General features: G+C 63.0%; 17 protein-coding genes. 1 reads left to right on the forward strand and 16 read right to left on the reverse strand.

The window, feature by feature from the left end; translation table 11 throughout:
• Positions 1–26: 26 nt before the first annotated feature.
• The 7 genes from AACP62_RS04425 to AACP62_RS04455 form a co-directional block, all read right to left on the reverse strand.
• Positions 27–2,024, reverse strand: a complete 1,998-nt coding sequence (locus AACP62_RS04425; protein WP_339346676.1) for a dipeptide ABC transporter ATP-binding protein — start codon at positions 2,022–2,024, stop codon at positions 27–29.
• An 11-nt stretch (positions 2,025–2,035) separates the two neighbouring features.
• On the reverse strand, positions 2,036–3,025 hold the full coding sequence (locus tag AACP62_RS04430; protein ID WP_029678006.1) for an ABC transporter permease: 990 nt from the start codon (positions 3,023–3,025) through the stop codon (positions 2,036–2,038).
• 31 nt (positions 3,026–3,056) lie between these two features.
• Positions 3,057–3,983 (reverse strand): ABC transporter permease, encoded by a 927-nt coding sequence (locus tag AACP62_RS04435; protein WP_029678005.1) that lies wholly within the window; start codon positions 3,981–3,983, stop codon positions 3,057–3,059.
• A gap of 190 nt (positions 3,984–4,173) precedes the next feature.
• Positions 4,174–5,835, reverse strand: coding sequence for a peptide ABC transporter substrate-binding protein (locus AACP62_RS04440; RefSeq protein ID WP_339346679.1), 1,662 nt, complete (start codon positions 5,833–5,835; stop codon positions 4,174–4,176).
• Positions 5,836–5,964: 129 nt separating this feature from the next.
• Positions 5,965–7,635: a peptide ABC transporter substrate-binding protein gene (locus tag AACP62_RS04445; protein WP_029678003.1), complete on the reverse strand. Its 1,671-nt coding sequence runs from the start codon at positions 7,633–7,635 to the stop codon at positions 5,965–5,967.
• Between the two features lie 190 nt (positions 7,636–7,825).
• Complete coding sequence (locus AACP62_RS04450) at positions 7,826–9,502, reverse strand: peptide ABC transporter substrate-binding protein (protein WP_339346681.1); 1,677 nt, start codon at positions 9,500–9,502, stop codon at positions 7,826–7,828.
• Between the two features lie 151 nt (positions 9,503–9,653).
• Complete coding sequence (locus AACP62_RS04455) at positions 9,654–10,619, reverse strand: tyrosine recombinase XerC (RefSeq protein WP_425332906.1); 966 nt, start codon at positions 10,617–10,619, stop codon at positions 9,654–9,656.
• Between the two features lie 71 nt (positions 10,620–10,690).
• Between AACP62_RS04455 and AACP62_RS04460 the strand changes: the two genes are divergently transcribed.
• Entirely contained in the window at positions 10,691–10,963 is a 273-nt protein-coding gene (locus tag AACP62_RS04460; protein ID WP_198206091.1) for a DUF6725 family protein, read from the forward strand.
• On the opposite strand, the gene AACP62_RS04465 is transcribed toward AACP62_RS04460, so the two are convergent.
• From AACP62_RS04465 to AACP62_RS04505, 9 genes are all read right to left on the reverse strand, one after another.
• Positions 10,953–11,990, reverse strand: a complete 1,038-nt coding sequence (locus AACP62_RS04465) for a prephenate dehydrogenase (protein WP_339347284.1) — start codon at positions 11,988–11,990, stop codon at positions 10,953–10,955. The genes AACP62_RS04460 and AACP62_RS04465 overlap by 11 nt on opposite strands.
• Positions 11,991–12,055: 65 nt before the next feature.
• Positions 12,056–13,021 (reverse strand): prephenate dehydratase domain-containing protein, encoded by a 966-nt coding sequence (locus tag AACP62_RS04470; protein WP_339346684.1) that lies wholly within the window; start codon positions 13,019–13,021, stop codon positions 12,056–12,058.
• A complete protein-coding gene (locus tag AACP62_RS04475) occupies positions 13,018–13,482 on the reverse strand; it encodes an alcohol dehydrogenase (RefSeq protein WP_198205933.1) in 465 nt (154 codons plus the stop codon). The genes AACP62_RS04470 and AACP62_RS04475 overlap by 4 nt, the downstream gene beginning before the upstream one ends.
• Before the next feature lie 71 nt (positions 13,483–13,553).
• Complete coding sequence (gene typA / locus AACP62_RS04480; RefSeq protein ID WP_198183920.1) at positions 13,554–15,473, reverse strand: translational GTPase TypA; 1,920 nt, start codon at positions 15,471–15,473, stop codon at positions 13,554–13,556.
• Positions 15,474–15,587: 114 nt separating this feature from the next.
• Complete coding sequence (gene scpB / locus AACP62_RS04485) at positions 15,588–16,250, reverse strand: SMC-Scp complex subunit ScpB (protein ID WP_339346686.1); 663 nt, start codon at positions 16,248–16,250, stop codon at positions 15,588–15,590.
• Positions 16,247–17,050, reverse strand: a complete 804-nt coding sequence (locus tag AACP62_RS04490) for a segregation and condensation protein A (RefSeq protein ID WP_339346687.1) — start codon at positions 17,048–17,050, stop codon at positions 16,247–16,249. Before AACP62_RS04490 ends, scpB begins: the two co-directional genes overlap by 4 nt.
• Complete coding sequence (locus AACP62_RS04495; RefSeq protein ID WP_015021621.1) at positions 17,047–17,886, reverse strand: ParA family protein; 840 nt, start codon at positions 17,884–17,886, stop codon at positions 17,047–17,049. Before AACP62_RS04495 ends, AACP62_RS04490 begins: the two co-directional genes overlap by 4 nt.
• Before the next feature lie 45 nt (positions 17,887–17,931).
• Positions 17,932–18,861 (reverse strand): site-specific tyrosine recombinase XerD, encoded by a 930-nt coding sequence (xerD, locus tag AACP62_RS04500; RefSeq protein WP_339346688.1) that lies wholly within the window; start codon positions 18,859–18,861, stop codon positions 17,932–17,934.
• A gap of 109 nt (positions 18,862–18,970) precedes the next feature.
• Positions 18,971–20,731: a spermidine synthase gene (locus AACP62_RS04505; protein ID WP_339346690.1), complete on the reverse strand. Its 1,761-nt coding sequence runs from the start codon at positions 20,729–20,731 to the stop codon at positions 18,971–18,973.
• Between the last annotated feature and the right edge of the window lie 42 nt (positions 20,732–20,773).

Raw genomic sequence — 20,773 nt, forward strand, 5'->3', positions numbered from 1 at the left:
TCCTTGTGAGTCTGTGCAAAGGATACCTAGTCAAGACCCAGGCGCAGCTTGCCACCGGGGATGGCGTCCAGCAGATCCTTGGTGTACTGACGCTGCGGATGGTCGAAGACCTCGTCGGTGGTGGCATGCTCCACCAGCCGGCCGTGCTGCATGACCACCACCTCGTCGGCGATCTGCCTGACCACGGCCAGATCGTGGGTGATGAACAGGTAGCTGAGTCCTCGCTCGGCCTGCAGGTCGTTGAGCAACCGCAGCACCTGGTCCTGGACCAGCACGTCCAGGGCGGAGACGGCCTCGTCGCAGATGATCACATCCGGATTCAAGGCCATGGCCCGGGCGATGGCGATGCGCTGACGCTGTCCGCCGGAGAGCTCGTTGGGGTAGCGCCCCATGACCGACTCGGGCATCTCCACCATGTCCAGCAGCTCCTTGACCCGCTTCTGCCGGGACTTGGCGTTGCCGATCTTGTGGATGCGCAAGGGCTCCTCGATGGAGCGGTAGATGGAATACATGGGGTCCAGGGAGCCATAGGGGTTCTGGAAGACCGGCTGTACGTGCCGCCGGAATTCCAAGAGCTGACGACCGCCAAAGCCGGCGATGTCCTGGCCCTCGTAGGTCACCTTACCCGAGGTGGGCTTCAGCAGGTGCAAGACCATGTTGGCTACGGTGGACTTGCCCGAACCGGACTCCCCCACAATGGCCAGGGTGGTCCCCCGCTTGACCGAGAAGGAGACGTCGTCCACGGCCTTGAACATCTCCTTGCGCCGGGGCAGCCTGAACTCGCGGGTCAGGTGCTCCACGGTGATGACGTGCTCGCTGCGCTCCAGGGTGCTCTCGCCCTTGACGTGGTGCTCCAGCAGGCCCTCGGCATCCTGGCCGCGCTGCTTGGCGGAGATGATGCGCTGAGAGGCCAGTGAGGGCGCAGCCTGGACCAGCCGCTTGGTGTAGGGGTGCTGGGGGTGCTGCAGGACCTCCAGGCTGGGCCCGGACTCCACCACCTGACCCCGGTACATGACCACGATGTGCTGGGCGCGCTCAGCCGCCAGACCCAGGTCATGGGTGATGAAGAGCACGGCGGTGCCCAGGGATTCGGTCAGGCTGCGCAGGTGGTCCAGAATCCGCTTCTGGACGGTCACATCCAGGGCGCTGGTTGGCTCGTCCGCAATCAGCAGGTCGGGCCGTGAGGCCAGGCCGATGGCGATCAGTGCGCGCTGACGCATACCACCGGAGAACTCGTGTGGATACTGCCGGGCTCTGGTGGCGGCCTCGGGCAGTCCAGCTTCGGACAGCAGGCCGGCGATGCGGTCGTTCATGTCCGAGCCGGTCACATGCTCCTTGGCCAGCGTCCAGGCCGTGTCGTCATCCACACCGGCGTCGATCAGGGACTTGGCCACGCCCCAGCGGGTCTCGGAGCCCACATCCCACTCGGCCTTCATGGCCTCCATGGTCTTGTCCACGTCGGCGACCCCGGCATCGTTCAGGGCCTTACGGGCGGCCTCGAGCAGGCCAGGCAGATCCTTGGAGGAGATGAAGAGCTCGTCGTCGGACTTCTTTACCTTCACCTCTTCGTCGCCGGCCAGGGCCTTGGCCAGCCGGGAGCGCTTCTCCCGGGAGACGTCCATATGGTTGGCGGTCAGCGCCTCCTTGACCTGGGAGCCGATGCGCCAGACCGGGTTCAGATTGCTCATGGGGTCCTGCGGAACCAGGCCCACCTGGGAGCCGCGCAGCGCCTCGTAGTCCTTGCGATCCAGGCCCACCAGCTCGCGGCCCTTGAGCCGGATGCTGCCGCCGGTCACCTTGCCGGTACCGGGCAGAAGGCCCAGCACAGCCATGGCAGAGGTGGACTTGCCCGAGCCGGACTCCCCCACGATGGCCACCCACTGGCCGGGATAGACGTTGAAGGAGGCATCGCGAACCGCGTGGACCGTGCGTCCATCGGCGGTGAAGTCCACCTGCAGGTCCCGCACGTCGAGCAGGGGCTGCTGCTCCTGATTGGTGGTCATGTTCTTGTCTGCTTCAGTCATGCTTCCTCCACTCAGGCCGTTCTGCTCTTGGGATCCAATGCATCCTTGACCGCGTCGCCCATCATGATGAAGGCCAGCACGGTGATGGCCAGGGCTGCGGATGGATAGAAGAGGACCGAGGGGTTGGTGGTCAGGAGGGTCTGGGCCGTCGAGATGTCCCCGCCCCAGGAGACCACGGTGGAGGGCAGGCCGATGCCCAGGAAGCTCAGCGTGGCCTCGGAGACGATGTAGGTACCCAGCGACATGGTGGCCATGACGATGACCGGGGCCAGTGAGTTGGGCAGGATATGCCGGAAGAGGTTGCGCAGGGGCGTGGAGCCCAGGGCCGTGGATGCGGTGTTGAATTCCAGGTTTTTGGCCTCCAGGACGGCGCTTCGGGTGATACGCGCCATGTTGACCCAGCCGAAGAGGGTCAGGGTCAGGATGATCTTCCACAGTGAGGTGGATGTACGGAACATCTGCAGGAGCACGATGGCGCCCAGAATCATGGGGATGGCGAAGAAGATGTCGGTGATGCGGCTGAGCACTGCGTCGACCCAGCCACCGAAGAATCCAGCGATTGCGCCGATGAGTCCGCCGAAGACGGTAACCAGAATGGTGGTCATGATGCCGATGGCCACCGAGGTCCGGGCCCCGTGGATGACACGGCTGTAGACGTCACAGCCCTGCAGGTCGAAGCCGAAGGGGTGTCCCGGCCGACCCGGCTCCACGGAGTTGGACAGGTTGCAGGCCATGGGGTCCTGCTTGGCGAAGAGGTTGGGGAAGAGGGCCACCAGGATGACCACGATCGCCAGGATTGCGGAGATGATGAAGAGCGGGTTGCGCCTCAGGGTCTTCCAGGCGTCGGCCCACATGCTGGTGGGCGGCACGTCCTCATCCACCGAGTCCACCTCGCGAAGGGGTGTCTCGTCGATGGGGGCCACGAACCGCTCCTGCCCCGGCAAGGGGTCGGGGAAGTATACGCGGGCCTGGCTTTCGTTCTGTTCGCTTGACTCGTTCATTGCCGTTTCACTCATAGTCGGTCCCTCTCCCTCACGCATACCTGATCCGCGGATCGAGCACTGCGTAGAGCAGGTCGACCAGGAGGCTGGTTATGACGAAGATCAGGACCAGAATGGTCACGATGGAGACCACCAGGGTGCCTTCGCCCCTCAGGATGGCCTGGTAGAGGGTGTTGCCGACACCCTGGATGTTGAAGATACGCTCGGTAATCATGGCCCCTCCCATGAGTCCGCCGATGTCGGCGCCCAGGTAGGTGACCACAGGGATCAGGGAGTTGCGCAGCACGTGCCGCATAATGACGGACCGGTTGCTCATGCCCTTGGCCCGGGCCGTGCGCACGTAGTCCTCGGAAATGTTGGAGGTGATCTCCGTCCTGGTCAGACGGATGATGGAGGCCATGGATACCGACCCCAGCACGATGGCCGGCATGAGCAGATCAATGAAGCCCGGATTGGCTCCGGCTGTGGCTGGCAAAAGCTTCCATTTGACGCCGAACAGGTACTGAAGGATGAAGCCGGTGACGAAGGTAGGCACCGAAATCAGCAGCAGGGAGAGGACCAGAATGATGTTGTCCGACCACTTGCCCTTGGTCAGGCCTCCGATGATGCCGAAGATCACGCCGAAGATGCCCTCGAAGACGAAGGCCATCAGGGCCAGCTTGATAGTCACCGGGAAGGCCCTGCCGATCACGCTGATGACGGGCTGGCCGGCGAAGGTGTTACCGAAGTTCAAGGTCAGCGCGTTCTTCAGGAAGAGCACGTACTGCACGATGAAGGGCTTGTCGAGATTGTATTCCGAGCGTATCTGTGCGGCAACGGCCTGGTTGACCGGCTTGTCCCCGAACATGGCGGCCACAGGGTCGCCAGGAAGCGCGAAGACCAGCGCGTATATCAGCAGTGTCGTACCGAGAACGACGGGGATCATCTGCAGAATACGTCGCAGAAGATATTTTCCCATCGGCTATTCTCCTTTGTCATCCGCGACCGGGATCGGCATGGGGATCGGGGCCGCCGCAAAAATTCTTGTTTGAGTCTACCAGCACACCTCAACAGGGGTGCAAGAACACCAAGGCCGACGCGGAGTGGATCCTTCCGCGCCGGCCCGGGCGGTGTCAGTTTTAAGGTGCGGGATTCAGACTCCCGTCACCTCACTTGCTGAGGTTGTAGTAGGCGGGGGTTCCCTTCCAAGTGAAGGAGAATCCCTTGATGTTCTTGGCTGCCACGCCGTTGGAGTTCTGATAGTAGAGCGGGACTGCGGGCAGATCGCGGAAGAGCAGCTCCTCGGACTGCTGGTAGATCTTGTTGGCCTCGTCGATGTTCTTGGCGGAGGCCGCCTTGTCCATCAGCTCATCGAACTCGGGGTTCTTGTAGTCACCGTCGTTGGACCCATTGCCGTTGGCTGCCGAGCTGGCGAAGTTGCTGGACAGGTAGCTCTCGGGCGAGGGGTAGTCAGGCTGCCAACCGGAGCGGAAGGCCGAGTCGGTGAACTTGCGGTTCTGCACGTTGGAGCGGAACTCGCTGAAGGTGGGCAGAGGATTGCCCGCAGACTGGATGCCCAGGGCGTTCTTGATGGAGTTGGTGACCGCGTCGTAGATCTCCTTGTGGGCGCCATCGGCGTTGAAGGCGATCTTGAAGGTGTCGCCCTCGCCCCAGGGGGAGATCTTGTTGGCCTCGGCCCAGAGCTCCTTGGCCTTGGACGGGTCATACTTGAGCACGTCGGATCCCTTGATGCTGGTTGAATAGCCGGGGATGACGGGGGCCGTGAAGTCGTGGACCTCCTTGGCGGTTCCGGACAGCACCTTCTTGATGATGGTTGGCCGGTCGATGGCCATGGAGATAGCCTGGCGACGGAGCTTGCCCTCCTGATCCTGGCCGAAGTGCTTCATGTAGCTGGGGATGGTGAACATCTGGATGACCGAGCCCGGGTCGTTGATGGCCTGGACGGTGTTGTCGGTCTGGAAGGTCTTGCGAGCCGAGGCAGGCAGGGTGTCCAGCACATCCAGGTTGCCGGCCTGCACGTCGCGGTAGGCTGCGGTGGCATCGGTGTAGGCGCGGAACTCAATGCCGCCGTTCTTGACCTTGATGCCGCCCTTGTAGGAAGGATCCTTGACCAGCTTAATGGCCTTGTTGTGCTCCCAGGACTGGAACTTGTAGGGTCCCACGGTCACCGGCTTCTCGCCGAAGGCCTTGGTGTCCTTGTAGAAGGACTCAGGCAGCGGGGCAAAGGCGGTGTAGCCCACCTGGATGGGGAAGGTGGACGAGGGCGAGGTCAGATCCACGGTGAAGGTCTTGTCGTCGATGACCTTGAGGCCGGACAGCTGGGCATCGCCAGGGGTGCCCTCCTTCTGCAGGTCGTCATAGCCCTTGATGTTGGCGAAGAAGCTGGAACCCAGCTGCTTGTTGGCGATGTTGGCCGCCCAGGACCAGGCCTTGGTGAAGGACTGTGCGGTGACCGGGGTGCCATCCGAGAACTTCCAGCCGTCGTTGATGGTCACGGTGTACTGGGTGTTGTCCTCGTTGGCCTTGATCTGCTTGGCGATCTCGTTGGCTGGCTTGCCCTTGTCGTCGAAGCGGACAAGCTTGGAGAACATGACGTCGATGGGGTTGCCGCCGCCCACCTCGTTGGTCATGCTGGGAATGAGTGGATTGGCCGGCTCAGGGTTGAAGACCGAGATGACGGCATCCGAGCTGCCGCTGTCGGTCCCCTTGGCTGAGGAGTCGGATCCGCCGGATCCGCCGCAGGCGCCCAGCGTGAGCGCCATGACGCACAGTCCGGCGCCAGCAATGGTCAGGGCCGATTGCTTCTTCATATATGCTGCTCTTTCCTTTGGTTGGTTTCCCGAATCCGCCGCCAGTACACAAGACCCGGGCGCGAATCCGCTTTGATGCGGATCCGGCCGGGTCAGTGACGACGGATTATGCCGTTTCCGGCACGATCATCACTTCTGCTTGGACAACTCCGCGAAGTTCGGATAGCTGTTCCAGCCCAGAGTCAATCCATGCACATTCTTGGCTGACGCACCCTTGTTGTTGGCGTAGTAGAGCGGCACCGCCGGCATGTCCTGCAGAAGGATCTCCTCAGCCTGCTGGAAAAGCTTGTTGGCCTCATTGGTGTCCTTGGCCTTGGCAGCCTGCTTCAGCAGATCGTCGAACTTGGGATTCTTGTAATCGCCGTCGTTGGACCCGTTGCCATCGGCAGCCGAGCTGGCGAAGTTGCTCAGCAGGTAGCTCTCAGGCGAGGGGTAGTCAGGCGACCAGGCCGACCGGAAGGCCGCATCGTTGTAAGCGCGCTTGTTGACGTTGCCACGGAACTCGCTGAAGGTGGGCACAGGCGTGGCTATGGCCTTGATCCCCAGTGTGTTCTTGATGGAGTTGGCCATGCCGTCGTAGAAGTCCTTGGCTCCGCCGTCGGCGTTGTAGACCATTTGGAAGCTCTTGTCGGCAGGCCACTTGCTGATGGCATCGGCCTTGGCCCAGTACTCCTTGGCCTTCTTGGCGTTGTACTTCAGATTATCGGAACCCTTGAGGTTCTTGGAGTAGCCGGGAATGGCCGGCGCGGTGAAGTCGGTGGGCTGGACACCCAGACCGCCCAGGACCTTGTCGATCAGCATCTTGCGGTCCAGAGCCATGGAGATGGCCTGACGACGCAGGTGGCCCTCCTCGTTCTGGCCGAAGTGTTCCATGGTGGTCGGGATGGTGAACATCTGCAGGACGGAACCAGGCTTGTTGTAGCCCTGAACCAGGTTGTCGGTCATGAAGGTCTTCTGGGCCGAGGTGGGAATGGTATCGATCGCGTCCAGGTTGCCCGCCTGCACATCGGAGTAGGCCGCAGCAACGTCGGTGTAGACCTTGAAGTCGATGCCGCCGTTCTGGACCTTGATATCACCCTTGTAGGTGGTGTTCTTGCGGAGCTTGACCATGGCGTTGTGCTGCCAGGACTCAAACTTGTAGGGACCCGAGCTGACCGGGTTCTCGCCATAGGCCTTGGTGTCCTTATAGAAGGACTCAGGCAGCGGCGCAAAGGCGGTGTAGCCCACCTGAATGGGGAAGGTGGACGAAGGCGAGCTCAGATCCACGGTGAAGGTCTTGTCATCCACGACTTTCAGACCGGACAGCTGCCCGTCCGCAGGCGCGCCCTGCTTCTGCAGATCGTCATAGCCCTTGATGTTGGCGAAGAAGCTGGAAGCCAGCTGGCCGTTGTTCACATTGGCCGCCCAGGACCAGGCCTGGGTGAAGGACTTGGCCGTGATTGGGGTGCCGTCCGAGAACTTGCGCCCATCGACCAGGGTGACCTTGTACTGGGTCATGTCATCGTTGCCCTTGATCTCCGAAGCCAGATCATTATGGGCCTTGCCCTGGTCGTCAAAGCGGACCAGCTTGGAGTTGATGGCATCCACGACCTGCCCGCCGCAGCTCTCAACTGTGTTGCTGGGAATGAGCGGCTTGGCCGGTTCACACCCATGGACCGAAATGACGGTATTGTTGCTGGACTGGCTGCTGGACGACTGCTGTGCGCCCTTGGTGTCTGAACCTCCACCGCAGCCGCTTGCCAAAAGCGCCAAGGCACAGATGGTAGCGGACACGAGCGTAAGCTGTGAACCCTTCTTCATTGCTGCTCCCTATATTTCTTATATTTACTGAGTGTCAACCTCACGTCTATGACCAGGAACACTGGGATGACCGAACCTCAAGGATCCCTGACTGACGTGTAAGCCACATTACGCCATATTCTGGTACGAAGATGTTTCGTAAAGCAAGTCTCATCTCATTTCCCGGTCTCAGGCCCGCAGCTGCTTGACATCACTGGTCCTTGGAAAGCTCCGCGAAGATCGGGAAGCCATCCCAGCCCAGACGCATACCATGGACCATCTTGGCAGAGGCACCGGTGTTGTTGGCGTAGTAGAGCGGCACCGCCGGCATGTCCTGCAGAAGAATCTCCTCCGACTGCTGGAAGAACTTGTTGGCCTCATCGGTGTCCTTGGCCTTGGCTGCCTGCTGGAGCAGGGCATCGAACTTGGGGTTCTTGTAGTCGCCGTCGTTGGACCCATTCCCATCGGCCGCAGAGCTTGCGAAGTTGCTCATCAGGTAGGTCTCAGGCGATGGGTAGTCCGGCGACCAGGATGACCTGAAGGCCGCATCATTGTAGAGGCGCTTTTTGATGTTGCCACGAAACTCGCTGAAGGTGGGCACGGGGGTGGACTCGGCCTTGATTCCGAGCGTGTTCTTGATGGAATTGGCCATGCCGTCATAGAAATCCTTGGCACCGCCGTCTGCATTGTAGAGCATCCTGAAAGTCCTGTCAGCCGGCCACTGGCTGATGGCGTCGGCCTTGGCCCAGTACTCCTTGGCCTTCTTGGCGTTGTATTTGATGTTGTCCGAACCCTTGAGGTTCTTGGCATAGCCAGGGATGGTAGGTGCGGTGAAGTCGGTGGGCTGGACACCCAGACCGCCCAGGACCTTGTCGATCAACATCTTGCGGTCAATTGCCATGGAGATGGCCTGACGACGCAGGTGACCCTCCTGATCCTGGCCGAAGTGCTCCATGGCTGTGGGAATGGTGAACATCTGCAGACCGGATCCGGGCTTGTTGTAGCTCTGCACCATGCTGTCGGTCATGAAGGTCTTGACGGCGGAGGTGGGGATCCTGTCGATCACATCCAGGTTGCCCGCCTGCACATCCGAATAGGCGGAACCAAGGTCGGTGTAGACCTTGTAGTTGATGCCACCGTTCTGGACCTTGACCTCCCCGTCGTAGTCGCTGTTCCTGCCAAGCTTGATCAGGGCGTTGTGCTGCCAGGACTCAAACTTGTAGGGACCCGAGCTGACCGGGTTCTCCCCGAAGGCCTTGGGATCCCTGTAGAAGGACTCGGGCAGGGGCGCAAAGGCCATGTAGCCCACCTGGATGGGGAAGGTGGACGAGGGCGAGCTGAGGTCCACGGTGAAGGTCTTGTCATCGATGACCTTCAATCCGGAGAACTGGGCATCCGCAGGCACGCCCTGCTTCTGCAGGTTCTCAAAGCCCTTGATGTTGGCGAAGAAGCTGGCGTTCAGCTGACCGTTGGTCACGTTGGCGCTCCAGGACCAGGCCTTGGTGAAGGACTTGGCCGTGATGGGGGTGCCGTCCGAGAACTTGCGCCCATCAGCCAAAGTGATCTTGTATTGGGACATGTCGTCGTTGCCCTTGATCTCCGAAGCCAGATCATTGTGGGCCTTGCCCTGGTCGTCAAAGCGGACCAGTCTGGAGTTGATGGCGTTTACGACCTGCCCGCCGCAGCTCTCCGCCGTACTGCTGGGAATGAGCGGCTGGGCGGGCTCACATCCGTGGACCGAGACCACGGCGTTGTTGCTGGCCTGGCTGCCGGACGACTGTTCGGCACCCTCGGTGTTGGTGCCGCTGCCACTGCCGCAGCCGTTTGCCAAGAGCGCCAAGGCACAGATGGTTACGGATACGAGCGTAAGCTGTGATCCCTTTTTCATTGCTGCTGCTCCCCTTTAGCCGACTCTCATTCTCGCGCATACACTTGGAAGGTTCTTGACCGCCGTTCCTTGACCGACGTGTAGGCTGCGATACGCCACATTCTGATACCAGTATGTTTCACAGGACAGGTCTCGTCTCACTTGCCGAATCTCAGGCCCGGGGAAACGCCTGCCTGTACCGGGCCCGCAGCTGCTCGATGGAGACGTGGGTGTAGCGCTGGGTGGTTCGCAGGGAGGAGTGGCCCAGCATCTCCTGAACCTCGCGCAGGTCGGCTCCCCCATCCAGCATATGCGTGGCGGCCGAGTGCCGCAGGGCGTGGGGGGCGATGTCGGGCACACCGGCCTGACCGGCCGCCTGGTGGACCACCTTGCGGACCTGACGCTGACCAACCCTGCCGCCCAGCTGACCCAGAAAGAGGGCATGACCTGCCTTTAGGGACGATTTGGCCGTTGCGCCCGCCAGGACCGGACGCCCCTCCCCCAGCCAACGGTCCAGAGCACGGTCGGCGGGCAGGCCATAGGGCAGAACCCGCTCCTTGGATCCCTTGCCCAGGACCTTGACAGTGCGGCTGTGCCGGTTCACATCATCCAGGTCAAGTCCGCAGAGCTCGGCCACACGCATGCCCGTGGCATACAGCAGCTCCAGCATGGCAGCATCCCGCACCTGCAGGGCCGCTTGAACTTTCGCGTCCTCCCGGGGCTCGACCGGATCCTGGTCGACCGTATCCATCAGGGTGCGGGCCTGGTCATGCGTCAGAATCCGAGGAAGATGCTCGGACTGCTTGGGGCTGCTCAGGGCCAGGGTGGGGTCGGTCTTGATCCGGTCGTGCCGGCTCAGCCAGCCGAAGAAGGACCTCAGTGCGGCCGTCTTCCGGGCCATGGTCGATCGGGCATGGGTCGATGCCTCGTGAGCCAGCCAGGATCTGATGGTGGCCAGGTCGATCTGCGCTGGGTCATCGATGCCATGCAGATGCATCAGGTGCAGGAAGCCCGACAGGTCGGCCCGGTAGGAACGCACCGTATTGGGACTCTTGCCTGCAACCCGGGAAAGATAGTCGGTAAAGTCCTGCAGATCCTGGTCCACTACGGGCGCTCCCTTCGCTTGGCTGTGTTGCATGTGCAATACAGTCTAGGCGCTTAAGCCCTCGTCGCAGCCGCAGGCGATACTGACCCAGGAGGTGGATGGCCATGCGTTTGCCAGCAACCATACCGGCCGGAGCACGGCTGGTGGTCAGGATTGCCCTGGGATCGGACCCGGATGACGGAAGGCCCAAGTTCCGCGACTATGTGGGCCATGTGGTCGACTGGAACGGGCATCGGCTGATCCTGGACAGGGATCCGGCGGCCAATGGGTCGCGTCCCGGAGAGCGCGTGACCCTTCAGGCGGCAGACATGGTGGCGCTGAAACCGGTCCCGGAACGCCGTTCGCCCCGACCGGACCCCTCCGATCTCAGTCGATGACCGGCGGGTGCAACACCCGGGCCCGGCTTGTGGTCAGGAAGGCCGAGACCTGCTCCCCGCGCAGGGCCGAATCCAGCAGATCCTTCCGCCAGTTGCCCTCCTGCGAATCCAGTTCCAAATCAGTTGTGGAGATTTGCTCCTGGTCGCTCAAGGCAGCCTTATAGCGCCGGAAGGGATCGGTCTGGAGGAAGAAGTCCCTACGCCTTTCGCCGGTCTCCGGCTTCTGAACCCGCAAAAGGGAAGCCATGCCCTGCAGATTCTCGACCAGGACATCCAGAAGGTCGGCCACCTGGTCGGCGTTCTCCTCCACCATGGCCCGGGTCCGTTCTGGGTCGGTCAGGGCCACACGGGTCATGTCCCGCCAGGATCCGGCCGCCAGGGCCGAAGCCACACGGCGGTCAGGCGACCTTGTCAGCATGTTGGCCAGGGCGGTGGCCACCACATGGGGCATATGCGAGATCAATGCCGCAGCACGGTCATGGGTGGCATCGTCCAGGACAATCAGCCGGTTGCCAAGCCCCTGGGTGACCATGTCGGCCACTGTCAAAAAGCGGCTGTAGTCCGTATGCTCATCGACGCATAGAGCCCAAAGGGCATCTTCCAAAAGGGCCGGGTCCGAGTCCTCATAGCCGGAGCCTTCGCTGCCTGCCATGGGATGGGCGCCTACATAACGATCGGCCAGACCGGCCTGCTCGACCTGCCTGCGGACCGGACCCTTGACGCTGCCCACGTCGGTCAGGGTGGTGCCACGGGTCAGCACGGGTGCCAAGGTCTGGAGCACGTCGGGCATGGCCCGCAAGGGGGTGGCCAGCACAAGCACGTCGGCCTTGCCCTTGGCCAGCTCCTCCAAGGTGTCAACGCAATGGATTCCCTGGCTACGGGCCTGCTCATAGGGACGGTCGTTATGGTTCCACGCAATCACGAATCGACCCCGGGCGGCCAGGCGACGAGCCAGCGATCCGCCGATCAGACCCAGGCCCGCCACGGCGATCTTGTGGGCCGATGTCAGCACCGGCGAGGCGGCCATGCCTGCTATTGGATGCATGTGCTCGGGCCCTGACAGGTCCATGTGTGGGAAGGGCGCGGATTCATCTACCATAACAACTCCTTGCTGATCGTCTCGGAATCGGGGTCCTCACCCCGGAAGGCCCCCGCCCTGGGCAGCATCCATTCACGGATGGGGGGCGCTGGATGCGGGGTGCGCGGATGGACCGCCAGGGTCTTGAGCCAGTCCCCCCTGTCCAGCAGGTCGGCAAGCACCCGATGCAGGCCCTTCTGCCAGGGTGCGGCGTCGATGCTGGCTACGAAGCTGTAGGTCCCGTCGTGCCCCTTGATGGGCCGGGACATGAAAGAGGTCATGTTCAGGCCCGCATCACGCAGGCGGTCCAGCAGGTTGGCCAGCACGCCCGGCCCGGTATTCAGGGGAATGAAGGTGACGATGGACTCGAAATCCCCTGCCGGCGCCAGGCGGCGTGCCAGCCCGGCAGCCTGATCCCGGGGTGCCAGCATCAGAAAGTCGGTGCAGGCCCCCTGATAGTCCTGCACCTCACGCCGGTAGGTCTCCAGTCCGTAGAGGCTCCCACAGATGCGCGGCCCCAGAGCCACCTGATCGGTCCTCAAATCACGACAGGCCGCAGCGTTGGAGTTGGCTGTCACCGGATCCAGGCCGGTCTCTTTGATGAAGCCCTTGCACTGGGCCAGTCCGTGAGGATGGGCCCCGACCTGGCGCAGGGGACCATGGTCGGACCGGACGAAGGCATCGAAGACGATGGGCAGGCGGACCATGCCGAAGCCCGCTACCGCCTGAGCGTCAATCAGGGCATCCATGTTGGGCACCACATGGCCCTCCACGTTGTTCTCCCAGGCCAGCACTCCCCAACCTCGGCCCTTTTCCACAGCGGCCACGATGGCAGCCGCGTCCGTGCAAGGCATCAGATCCGCCTGGCAGCCCAGCCTTGTCGCCATGAGGCTGGAGGCCTCGAGGGCGGCCTGATGGGTGAAGGTCCCCTCGGGTCCCAGGAAATACAGGGGAATACGGTCTGACGAAGCCTGGCTCAAGCGGATCGCCCCCGACGACGCAGGGGGCCGTCAGCAAACCAGGAGGACGGCAGGCAGATGGCCAGGGTCTGGATCAGAACCAGCCCGCCCATCCAGAGAAAGACCGCATACTTGGCAAAGAATGCAGGGAAGTTGGCGTAGGGCATGAGCACATCGCCGCCCGGCCCCCGCATGGAAAGCAGCCAGACCGTGACCGTCGAAGCCACCAGATGCAGTGCCAGACCCATGGTGCCGCTGTCGCAACGGACCCACCAGGCGGCCAAGGCCACCAGCAGGTAGGCCAGGACCATCCCCCAGGGCAGACCCTGAGCGGCCCCGGAGCGCTGGACCAGAGTCCCCAGCACGCCCACCACCAGGCCGATTGGCAGGCCCAGCAGGCAACGGAAGGGACTTGCCTTGCCAGACTCCCCCGTCGAATGGGAGGCGGCTGGGCCCTTGGATTTGGAAACCTGAGACTTCATGGGTTCAAGACTAGTCCGACCCGGTCACCGTAGGGCGGCCGGGTCGGACTGTTCTGATTGTGAGAGAAGACTTACTTCTTGTTGGCCCTGCGCTGGCGGGCGTTCCACTTGTACCAGGCATCCCTGTCCAGGATGATCTTGCGCACGCGGATGGACTCGGGGGTCACCTCCACGCACTCGTCATCGTTGGCGAAGTCCAGGGATTCCTCCAGGCTCATGTCGATGGGCGGGGTCAGGGTCTCCAGCACGTCGGCGGTGGAGGAACGCATGTTGGTCATGTGCTTCTCCAGGGTGATGTTGATGTCCAGGTCGCCGGGCTTGTTGTTGATACCCACGATCTGCCCCTCGTAGACGGGCGATTGGGGCTTGACGAAGAACTCGCCGCGGGCCTGGAGCTTCTGCATGGCGTAGGGGCTGGCCTTGCCGGAACGGTCGGAGACCATGGACCCGTTCTGCCGGGTCTTGATGTCACCCGCCCAGGGGGCGTAGCCGGCGGAGATCGACGAGGAGATGCCGGTGCCTCGGGTGGCGGTCAGCAGGGCGGTGCGGAAGCCCAGGAGGCCACGGGAGGGCACGGTGAACTGCATCCTGACCCAGCCGGAACCGTGGTTGGTCATGGTCTCCATGCGGCCCTTGCGATCGGCCATGAGCTGGGTGACCGCGCCCATGTACTCCTCGGGCACGTCGATGGTATCGGACTCCATGGGCTCCTGAAGCTTGCCATCCACGGTCTTGGTGACCACCTGGGGGCGGCCCACGGTCAGCTCGTAGCCCTCGCGGCGCATCTGCTCGGCCAGGATGGCCAGGGCCAGCTCGCCACGGCCCTGAACCTCCCAGGCGTCGGGACGGTCGGTGGGCAGCACCTTGATGGAGACGTTGCCGATCAGCTCGCGGTCCAGACGGTCCTTGAGCATGCGTGCGGTCAGCTTGTGGTCCTTGCCCTCGGTGCCGGCCAGGGGCGAATCGTTGGTGCCGAAGGTCATGGAGACGGCCGGGTCGTCCACGTGGATCAGGGGCAGGGGGCGGGGATCGTCCTGGTCGACGATGGTCTCGCCGATCATGATGTCCTCCACACCGGCCACAGCCACGATGTCGCCGGGGCCGGCCTCGTCCACCGGGAAGCGCTGCAGGCCCTTGGTGCGCAGGATTTCGGTCAGCTTGAAGTTCTCGATGGACCCGTCCACGCGCGACAGGCCGTACTGGCGGCCCTTGGTCAGGGTGCCGTTGTAGATGCGCACCAGGCCCAGACGGCCCAGGTAGTCGGAGGCGTCGATGTTGGTCACATGGGCCTGCAGGGGGGCTCCATCCTCATACTCCGGGGCGGGGATGTTGTTCAGGATGGCCTCGAAGAGCGGCTCCAGGTCGTCGTTGTCGGGCACGGCACCGTCGGCTGGCTGGTTGACGGAGGCCTTGCCGGCCTTGGCTGCGCAGTAGATGACCGGCAGGTCCAGGAGGGAATCCAGGTCCAGGTCCACTCCCTCCTCGCTCACGTCCTGGGCCAGACCCAGAAGCAGATCGGTGGACTCGGAAACCACCTCGGAGATGCGGGCATCGGGCCGGTCGGTCTTGTTGATGACCAGGATGACGGGCAGCTTGGCCTCCAGGGCCTTGCGCAGGACGAAGCGGGTCTGGGGCAGGGGCCCCTCTGAGGCGTCCACCAGCAGTACCACGCCGTCGACCATGGAGATGCCGCGCTCCACCTCGCCGCCGAAGTCGGCGTGGCCGGGGGTGTCCACCACGTTGATGGTGATGCCGTCGGGCTGGCCCAGCTTGGCTGCCAGTGGGCCTGTATACTTGACGGCGGTATTCTTGGCCAGGATGGTGATGCCCTTCTCCTTCTCCAGGTCGTTGGAGTCCATGACCCGATCGGGCACCTCCTCCCGCTCGGAGAAGACGTGCGACTGCTGCAGCATGGCGTTGACCAGGGTGGTCTTGCCGTGGTCAACGTGTGCCACAATCGCCACATTTCGTATATCGCCGCGTACCGCCATCAAAACCTCATTCTCGTGAATGCTATCCATGCCCTTACCGACCTGTCTGCCGGCTGGCGTGGTCCAGGAATTGGACAAACAGAGACAAGTGTAACCGCCTTGTGTGACAGGCGTTCACTGCTCCTCGCCCTGGGGCGAACCCTGGGCCGGATCCGGGGACTGAAGCTGGCCGGACAACTCCTGGCGGGCCTGGGCCAGGGCCGAGTCCTCGTCGGGAAGGAAGGGGGCCAGGGAGGGCAGATCCTCCAAGGATTGCAGACCCATCCGCTCAAGGAAGAGGTCGGTGGTGACCAAGAGCGCGGCATGGGTCTGCTCGTCCAGGCCCTCCTCGCGAACCAGGCCGCGCACCAGCAGGGCCCGGATGACCCCGTCGGAGTTGACCCCGCGGATCTGGCCCACCTGGGCACGGGTCATGGGCTGTCGGTAGGCCACGATGGCCAGGGCCTCCAGGGCCGCCTGGGAGAGGCGTGCCGTCTGGCCGTCCTTGACGAAAGCCGCCACCACGGGCTGGTAGGCGGCCCGGCTGGTCAGCTGCCAGCCCCGGGCGGTCCGACGCAGTTCGAATCCTCGGTCGCTGTAGGACTCGGCCAACGATTCCAGGGCGGCATTGACCGGTTCCGGATCCACGGCCAGCACCCGGGAGAAGTCCTCTGCGGTCAGCGGCCGGTCCGTGGCCACCAAAATGGCCTCCAGGCAGGCGGCCAATCCTCCGGGAAAGTCCTGCACGTCGAAGTCCACATATTCGGGACGGGTGTCGGGAGCCGAGGTTTGGCTCATGTGAAGTCCCCCTCACTGATCAAGGCCGTTTCCGGCTCCTGGGTCGGCCCTACCCAGCGCAGGTAGAGCGGCTGGTATGGGCCATCCTGACGATACTGGATCAGCTCCTGCCGGAAGAAGATCAGCACGGCCAGGAATCGGGCCACCACCTGAGCCCGGCCCTTGGAGGAGGCGACCAGATCGGCGAAGGCCACCGGCTGACCGGGCTGTTCCAGCAGGGCCTGACGAACCTGGTCGGCCTCCTTGTTCAGATCGACCAGGGGCACGTGAAGCTGGTCCAGCCGAACCTCTGAGGCCGGAGCGTTGACCAGGGCATTGGCGCAGAGCAGGGCCAGATCCTCCGGCTTCAGGGTCCAGACCAGATCAGGCAGCAGATGGGCCAGCTGGGGCTCCAGATGGCCGGGGTGCGGGTAGCGGCCCGAGTTGGCGGCCAGCCTGGCTCGAAAGTCCTGCCCCGCCTGCTTGAAGGCCCGGTACTGCAACAGCCTGGCGAAGAGCAGATCACGCTCTCGAAGGGCATCTATGGAGGCCTGGTCGCGCATGGACTCGTCCTCCACAGGCAGGAGGGCGGCGCTCTTGGCCTCCACCAGAACCGAGGCCACATCCAGGAAGGCGCTGGCCTGGTCCAGTCCCTGACTGAAGTCCAAGGTGCGCACATAGTCCAGAAACTCCCCGGTGATGGAGGCCAACGAAACCTCCGTCAGGGAGAGTTTCCGATTGGCCAGCATGCCCAGCAGCAGGTCGAAGGGCCCCTGGTAGACATCCAGGTCGACGGCGAAGCCGTCCGCTGATCCGCTCACGCCACGATGCCGCGGGCGATCAGCTCCCGGGCGACCTCCCGATACTCCTTGGCGGTCTTGTGCTCGGGAGCGAACATGGTGATGGGCTCGCCGGCCACCGTGGCGTCGGGCAGCTTGATGGACCGGCTGATGATGGAGTGCAGGACCTTACCCTTGAAGGCCTCGTAGATGCGCTGAAGCACCTCGTCCGAATGCAGGGTCTTGGTGTACATGGTGACCAGCACCCCGTAGATCTGCAGGTCGGGGTTGATGCGGCTGCGGACCTTCTCTATGGATTGCATGAGCAGGGCCACGCCACGCAGGGCGAAGAACTCGGCCGCCACGGGAATGATGACCCCGTCCGCAGCAGTCAACGCGTTGACGGTCAGCAGACCGAGCGAGGGCTGGCAGTCGATGATGATGGCGTCATACTCCTGCCGCAGAGGCCGGATGGTGGCTGCCAGGGCCTGCTCCCGACCGACCTCGGTGACCAGCTGAATCTCGGCGGCCGACAAATCGATGTTGGCCGGAATGATGTCCAGACCGTCGAAACGGGTGTGCCGGACCACCTCATGAACATCCAGGGAGGTGTCGAACATGGCGGTGTAAATGGTGTTGTCAACGCTGTTGGCATTGATGCCCAGACCCACGGTGGCCGCGCCCTGGGGGTCGAAATCCACGATCAGCACCCGTCGCCCATACTGGCACATGGCCCCGGCGATGTTGATCGATGAGGTGGTCTTGCCCACGCCGCCCTTCTGGTTGCACATGGCGAGGACACGGGCCGGGCCGTGCTGTTTCAAAGGCTCCGGGGCAGCGAACGTCTCATACTCGCGCCCTAACAAATCCGTAGGCATGCCTCTACCCTATCAAGTTTCCGACCGCATTCGCGGGTTGGCGGGTCAGCGAGCGCGAGGATGGGCGGTCTGGTAGGTCTCCATCAGGGCCTGCGGGCTGACGTGTGTGTAGATCTGCGTCGTGGTCACCGAGGCATGGCCCAGCAGCTCCTGGACCGAACGCACGTCGGCGCCTCCCTCCAGCAGATGAGTGGCGAAGGAGTGCCGCAGGGTGTGGGGGTGCAGGGGTCTGTTCAGGCCAGCCCGGCGACCGGCATCCCTGACCACCTGCCAGACCGTCTGCCTGGTCAGCCGCTTGCCCCGCTTGTTGAGGAAGACGGCCCGCAGCTCCCTGCCCTTGGTGGCCCGATTGCACAGGCTGGCCCGTCCCAGATTCAGGTAGGCCTGCATGGCCTGACAGGCGTAGGAGCCCATGGGCACCAGACGCTGCTTGTCGCCCTTGCCCGTCAGACGGACCACCCGCTCGTTGAGGTCCATGTCCTCCAGGTCGGTGCCGACGGCCTCCGAGACCCGGCAGCCGGTGGCGTACATGAATTCCAGCAGGGCCTTGTCGCGCAGGACCACCGGATCCTTGGACCCGCCCATGGCGGCCACATCCAGCAGCCGGGTCACCTGGTCCACATCCAGCACATCCGGCAGGGCTGAGGTGCCCTTGGGAGCCTTGACGGTACGGGAGACATCCCGGTCGGTCACCCCCTGCTTGAGGGCGAACCGGTGCCACTCATGGACGGCGGCCATCCTCCGCGAGCGGCTGGCCGGGCTCTCGTCGGCCAGATGGGCCAGAAAGCCCTCCACGTCGGCGGTTTGGATCTGCTCCAGACCGGTGATGCCACGACCGGACAACCAGTCGATGTACATGGTCAGATCGGACTTATAAGCCTTGACCGTGGCGGGTGCAAGACCCCGCTCCAGACCGGTGTAGGCCAGGAACTGATCCAATAATGCAGTCAGCCCCTCCTGATGATCACCGTCCACTACCGCTTAACCTCCGGTTCTCTTCATCAGCGCTGGTCTTTAGGCCATATTCTAACGCCCCACTTCCCTGTTTCCATGCTTCCAAGGCGCTCGGCATTGCGGCGGCCCATCAAGAGACCTCCCGGATCAGTCCTTGAATCCCCTCACGCTGAAGAATCCGTCGGTAGGGGCCGGCCTCCCTGCTGATGATGCCGTCGATGGCGTGCATGCCCAACAACTCCACCGGCGCATTGTCATCGGTCAATATCCTCCCCTTTGCATCCCCGACCGTGCTCAGACGGGAGCTGACCTGCTCCATCATCTGGGACAGGTCCGGATCAGGGCTGACCCTGGCGGCCGCCTCCGCCAGCAGATCGGAACCCGGGTAGTCCCGCATGGACCCCTTTTTATCTCCTTCTGATCCCGGAAAATCGTCGGAAGCGGGGCGACGCGCAAAGAGCTCGCGGTTGGTGGTCTGTGGCACGTCGGCCGTCAAAATGGCCTCGGATCCGAAGACCCTGGTGATGGTATTGGTCAGGGCTGCATTGATGGACCCCTGACCGTCGTCGATCATGTTCATGTTGACCACCATGACCCCGCCCGGATTCAGGTGCTTCCTGACCAAATTGAAGAACTCGGTGGAGCTCATCTGGAAGGGGATGGTGATGTCCTGATAGGCATCGACCATGATCAGGTCGAAGCGCTGGCCACTGGCTGCCAGCCAGGCTCGGCCGTCGTAGGTGGAAACCGGAATATCGGCGGGCTGATCAAAATACTTGGTGGCCAGGTCACTAATGGTCCGGTCGATCTCCACCCCCTGGATGGCCATCCGAGGATAGTACCGCCTCAGTTGCCGGGCGTAGGTCCCGGTCCCCATGCCCAGGATCAGGGCCGAGCGGGCCTGATCGGCCATGAGCGGTGCCGCCAGGGCCGTGTCGTAGTACATGCCGGTCATCCCGGGATGTTTCATGGTCACCGACTGAACGCCGAAGAGGACGTTGGTGGAAAGGATGGTTCTGTCCGCCAGGGTTTTGACCTGCAGGTAGTTGTAGATGGACTCGCCCTCGTAGGCCAGGCCCTTCTCCCAGAAGGCGAACCCCGTCATCGGTGACAGGGCGGCTGAGACCACAAAGGCCACCGTGGCGATCAGGCAGGCCAGGCGGTGCGCATGGGAGGAAAGGAAGTAGACCAAGGCCACCAGGAGCAGTATCCCGGAGAAGATCAGGAAGGTGACGAAGGTCCCCACGGCCGGGATGGTCACAAAGGTGGGCAGGAAAGTGCCCAGGATGGACCCCACGGTGTTGCAGGCGCTGAGCCGACCGACCACCGAAGCGTTGTCGTCCAGGGAATCGGTGGCGCTCTTGACCAGGCCGGGGGTGATGGTGCCCAGGAGGAAGAGGGGCGGAACGAAGATTATCAGACAGGATATGAAGGCCGCCAGGACCAGGAAGTTGGTCGAGACGGCCACGATCAGCAGTCCCGAGATCAGGATGATCAGATACTTGCCGACCAGGGGGATCAGGGCGATCCAGACGGCCGCGGCCATAATGCACAGGTAGAGCCTGTCCGGGTCGGGGTTCCTGTCGGCCCAGCGGCCGCCGACCACGGCACCCAGGGCCAGGGCGATCATGATGGTCCCTATGATGATGGTCCACACGATCTGGGAGGAAGAGAAGTAAGGAGCCAGCAAGCGGGAGGCCCCCAGCTCGGCGGCCATGACGGCCATACCCGAGAAGAACTCCGTCACATAGAGAAAAACCCGCGACCGCAAAATAGGGCGCGGCTGACTGAATCCGGCCCGCTTGACAGCGCCGCTGCCCGGTGATGGACTGACCTGATCCGCCGATTCTGCCGAGACAGCCCATGCGTCTACGCTGTGATCATCGTTCATGGCGGCTCCCGGCATCGTTGTCGTCAATCAACTTACCGTCCC

The sequence above is a fragment of the Bifidobacterium apis genome (assembly GCF_036986835.1).
GTDB lineage: Bacteria > Actinomycetota > Actinomycetes > Actinomycetales > Bifidobacteriaceae > Bombiscardovia > Bombiscardovia apis_A.

Excerpts from the sequence above, each read along its gene's own strand:
- AACP62_RS04505 (WP_339346690.1), bottom strand. The coding sequence starts at position 20,731 with ATGAACGATGATCACAGCGTAGACGCATGGGCTGTCTCGGCAGAATCG.
- scpB (WP_339346686.1), bottom strand. The coding sequence starts at position 16,250 with ATGAGCCAAACCTCGGCTCCCGACACCCGTCCCGAATATGTGGACTTC.
- AACP62_RS04445 (WP_029678003.1), bottom strand. The coding sequence starts at position 7,635 with ATGAAGAAGGGTTCACAGCTTACGCTCGTGTCCGCTACCATCTGTGCC.
- AACP62_RS04440 (WP_339346679.1), bottom strand. The coding sequence starts at position 5,835 with ATGAAGAAGCAATCGGCCCTGACCATTGCTGGCGCCGGACTGTGCGTC.
- AACP62_RS04465 (WP_339347284.1), bottom strand. The coding sequence starts at position 11,990 with ATGGCCGCCTCGCCGGTGCTGACATCGGCCCACAAGATCGCCGTGGCG.
- typA (WP_198183920.1), bottom strand. The coding sequence starts at position 15,473 with ATGGCGGTACGCGGCGATATACGAAATGTGGCGATTGTGGCACACGTT.
- AACP62_RS04475 (WP_198205933.1), bottom strand. The coding sequence starts at position 13,482 with ATGAAGTCTCAGGTTTCCAAATCCAAGGGCCCAGCCGCCTCCCATTCG.
- AACP62_RS04450 (WP_339346681.1), bottom strand. The coding sequence starts at position 9,502 with ATGAAAAAGGGATCACAGCTTACGCTCGTATCCGTAACCATCTGTGCC.
- AACP62_RS04435 (WP_029678005.1), bottom strand. The coding sequence starts at position 3,983 with ATGGGAAAATATCTTCTGCGACGTATTCTGCAGATGATCCCCGTCGTT.
- AACP62_RS04460 (WP_198206091.1), top strand. The coding sequence starts at position 10,691 with ATGCGTTTGCCAGCAACCATACCGGCCGGAGCACGGCTGGTGGTCAGG.
- AACP62_RS04495 (WP_015021621.1), bottom strand. The coding sequence starts at position 17,886 with ATGCCTACGGATTTGTTAGGGCGCGAGTATGAGACGTTCGCTGCCCCG.
- AACP62_RS04455 (WP_425332906.1), bottom strand. The coding sequence starts at position 10,619 with ATGCAACACAGCCAAGCGAAGGGAGCGCCCGTAGTGGACCAGGATCTG.
- AACP62_RS04425 (WP_339346676.1), bottom strand. The coding sequence starts at position 2,024 with ATGACTGAAGCAGACAAGAACATGACCACCAATCAGGAGCAGCAGCCC.
- AACP62_RS04430 (WP_029678006.1), bottom strand. The coding sequence starts at position 3,025 with ATGAACGAGTCAAGCGAACAGAACGAAAGCCAGGCCCGCGTATACTTC.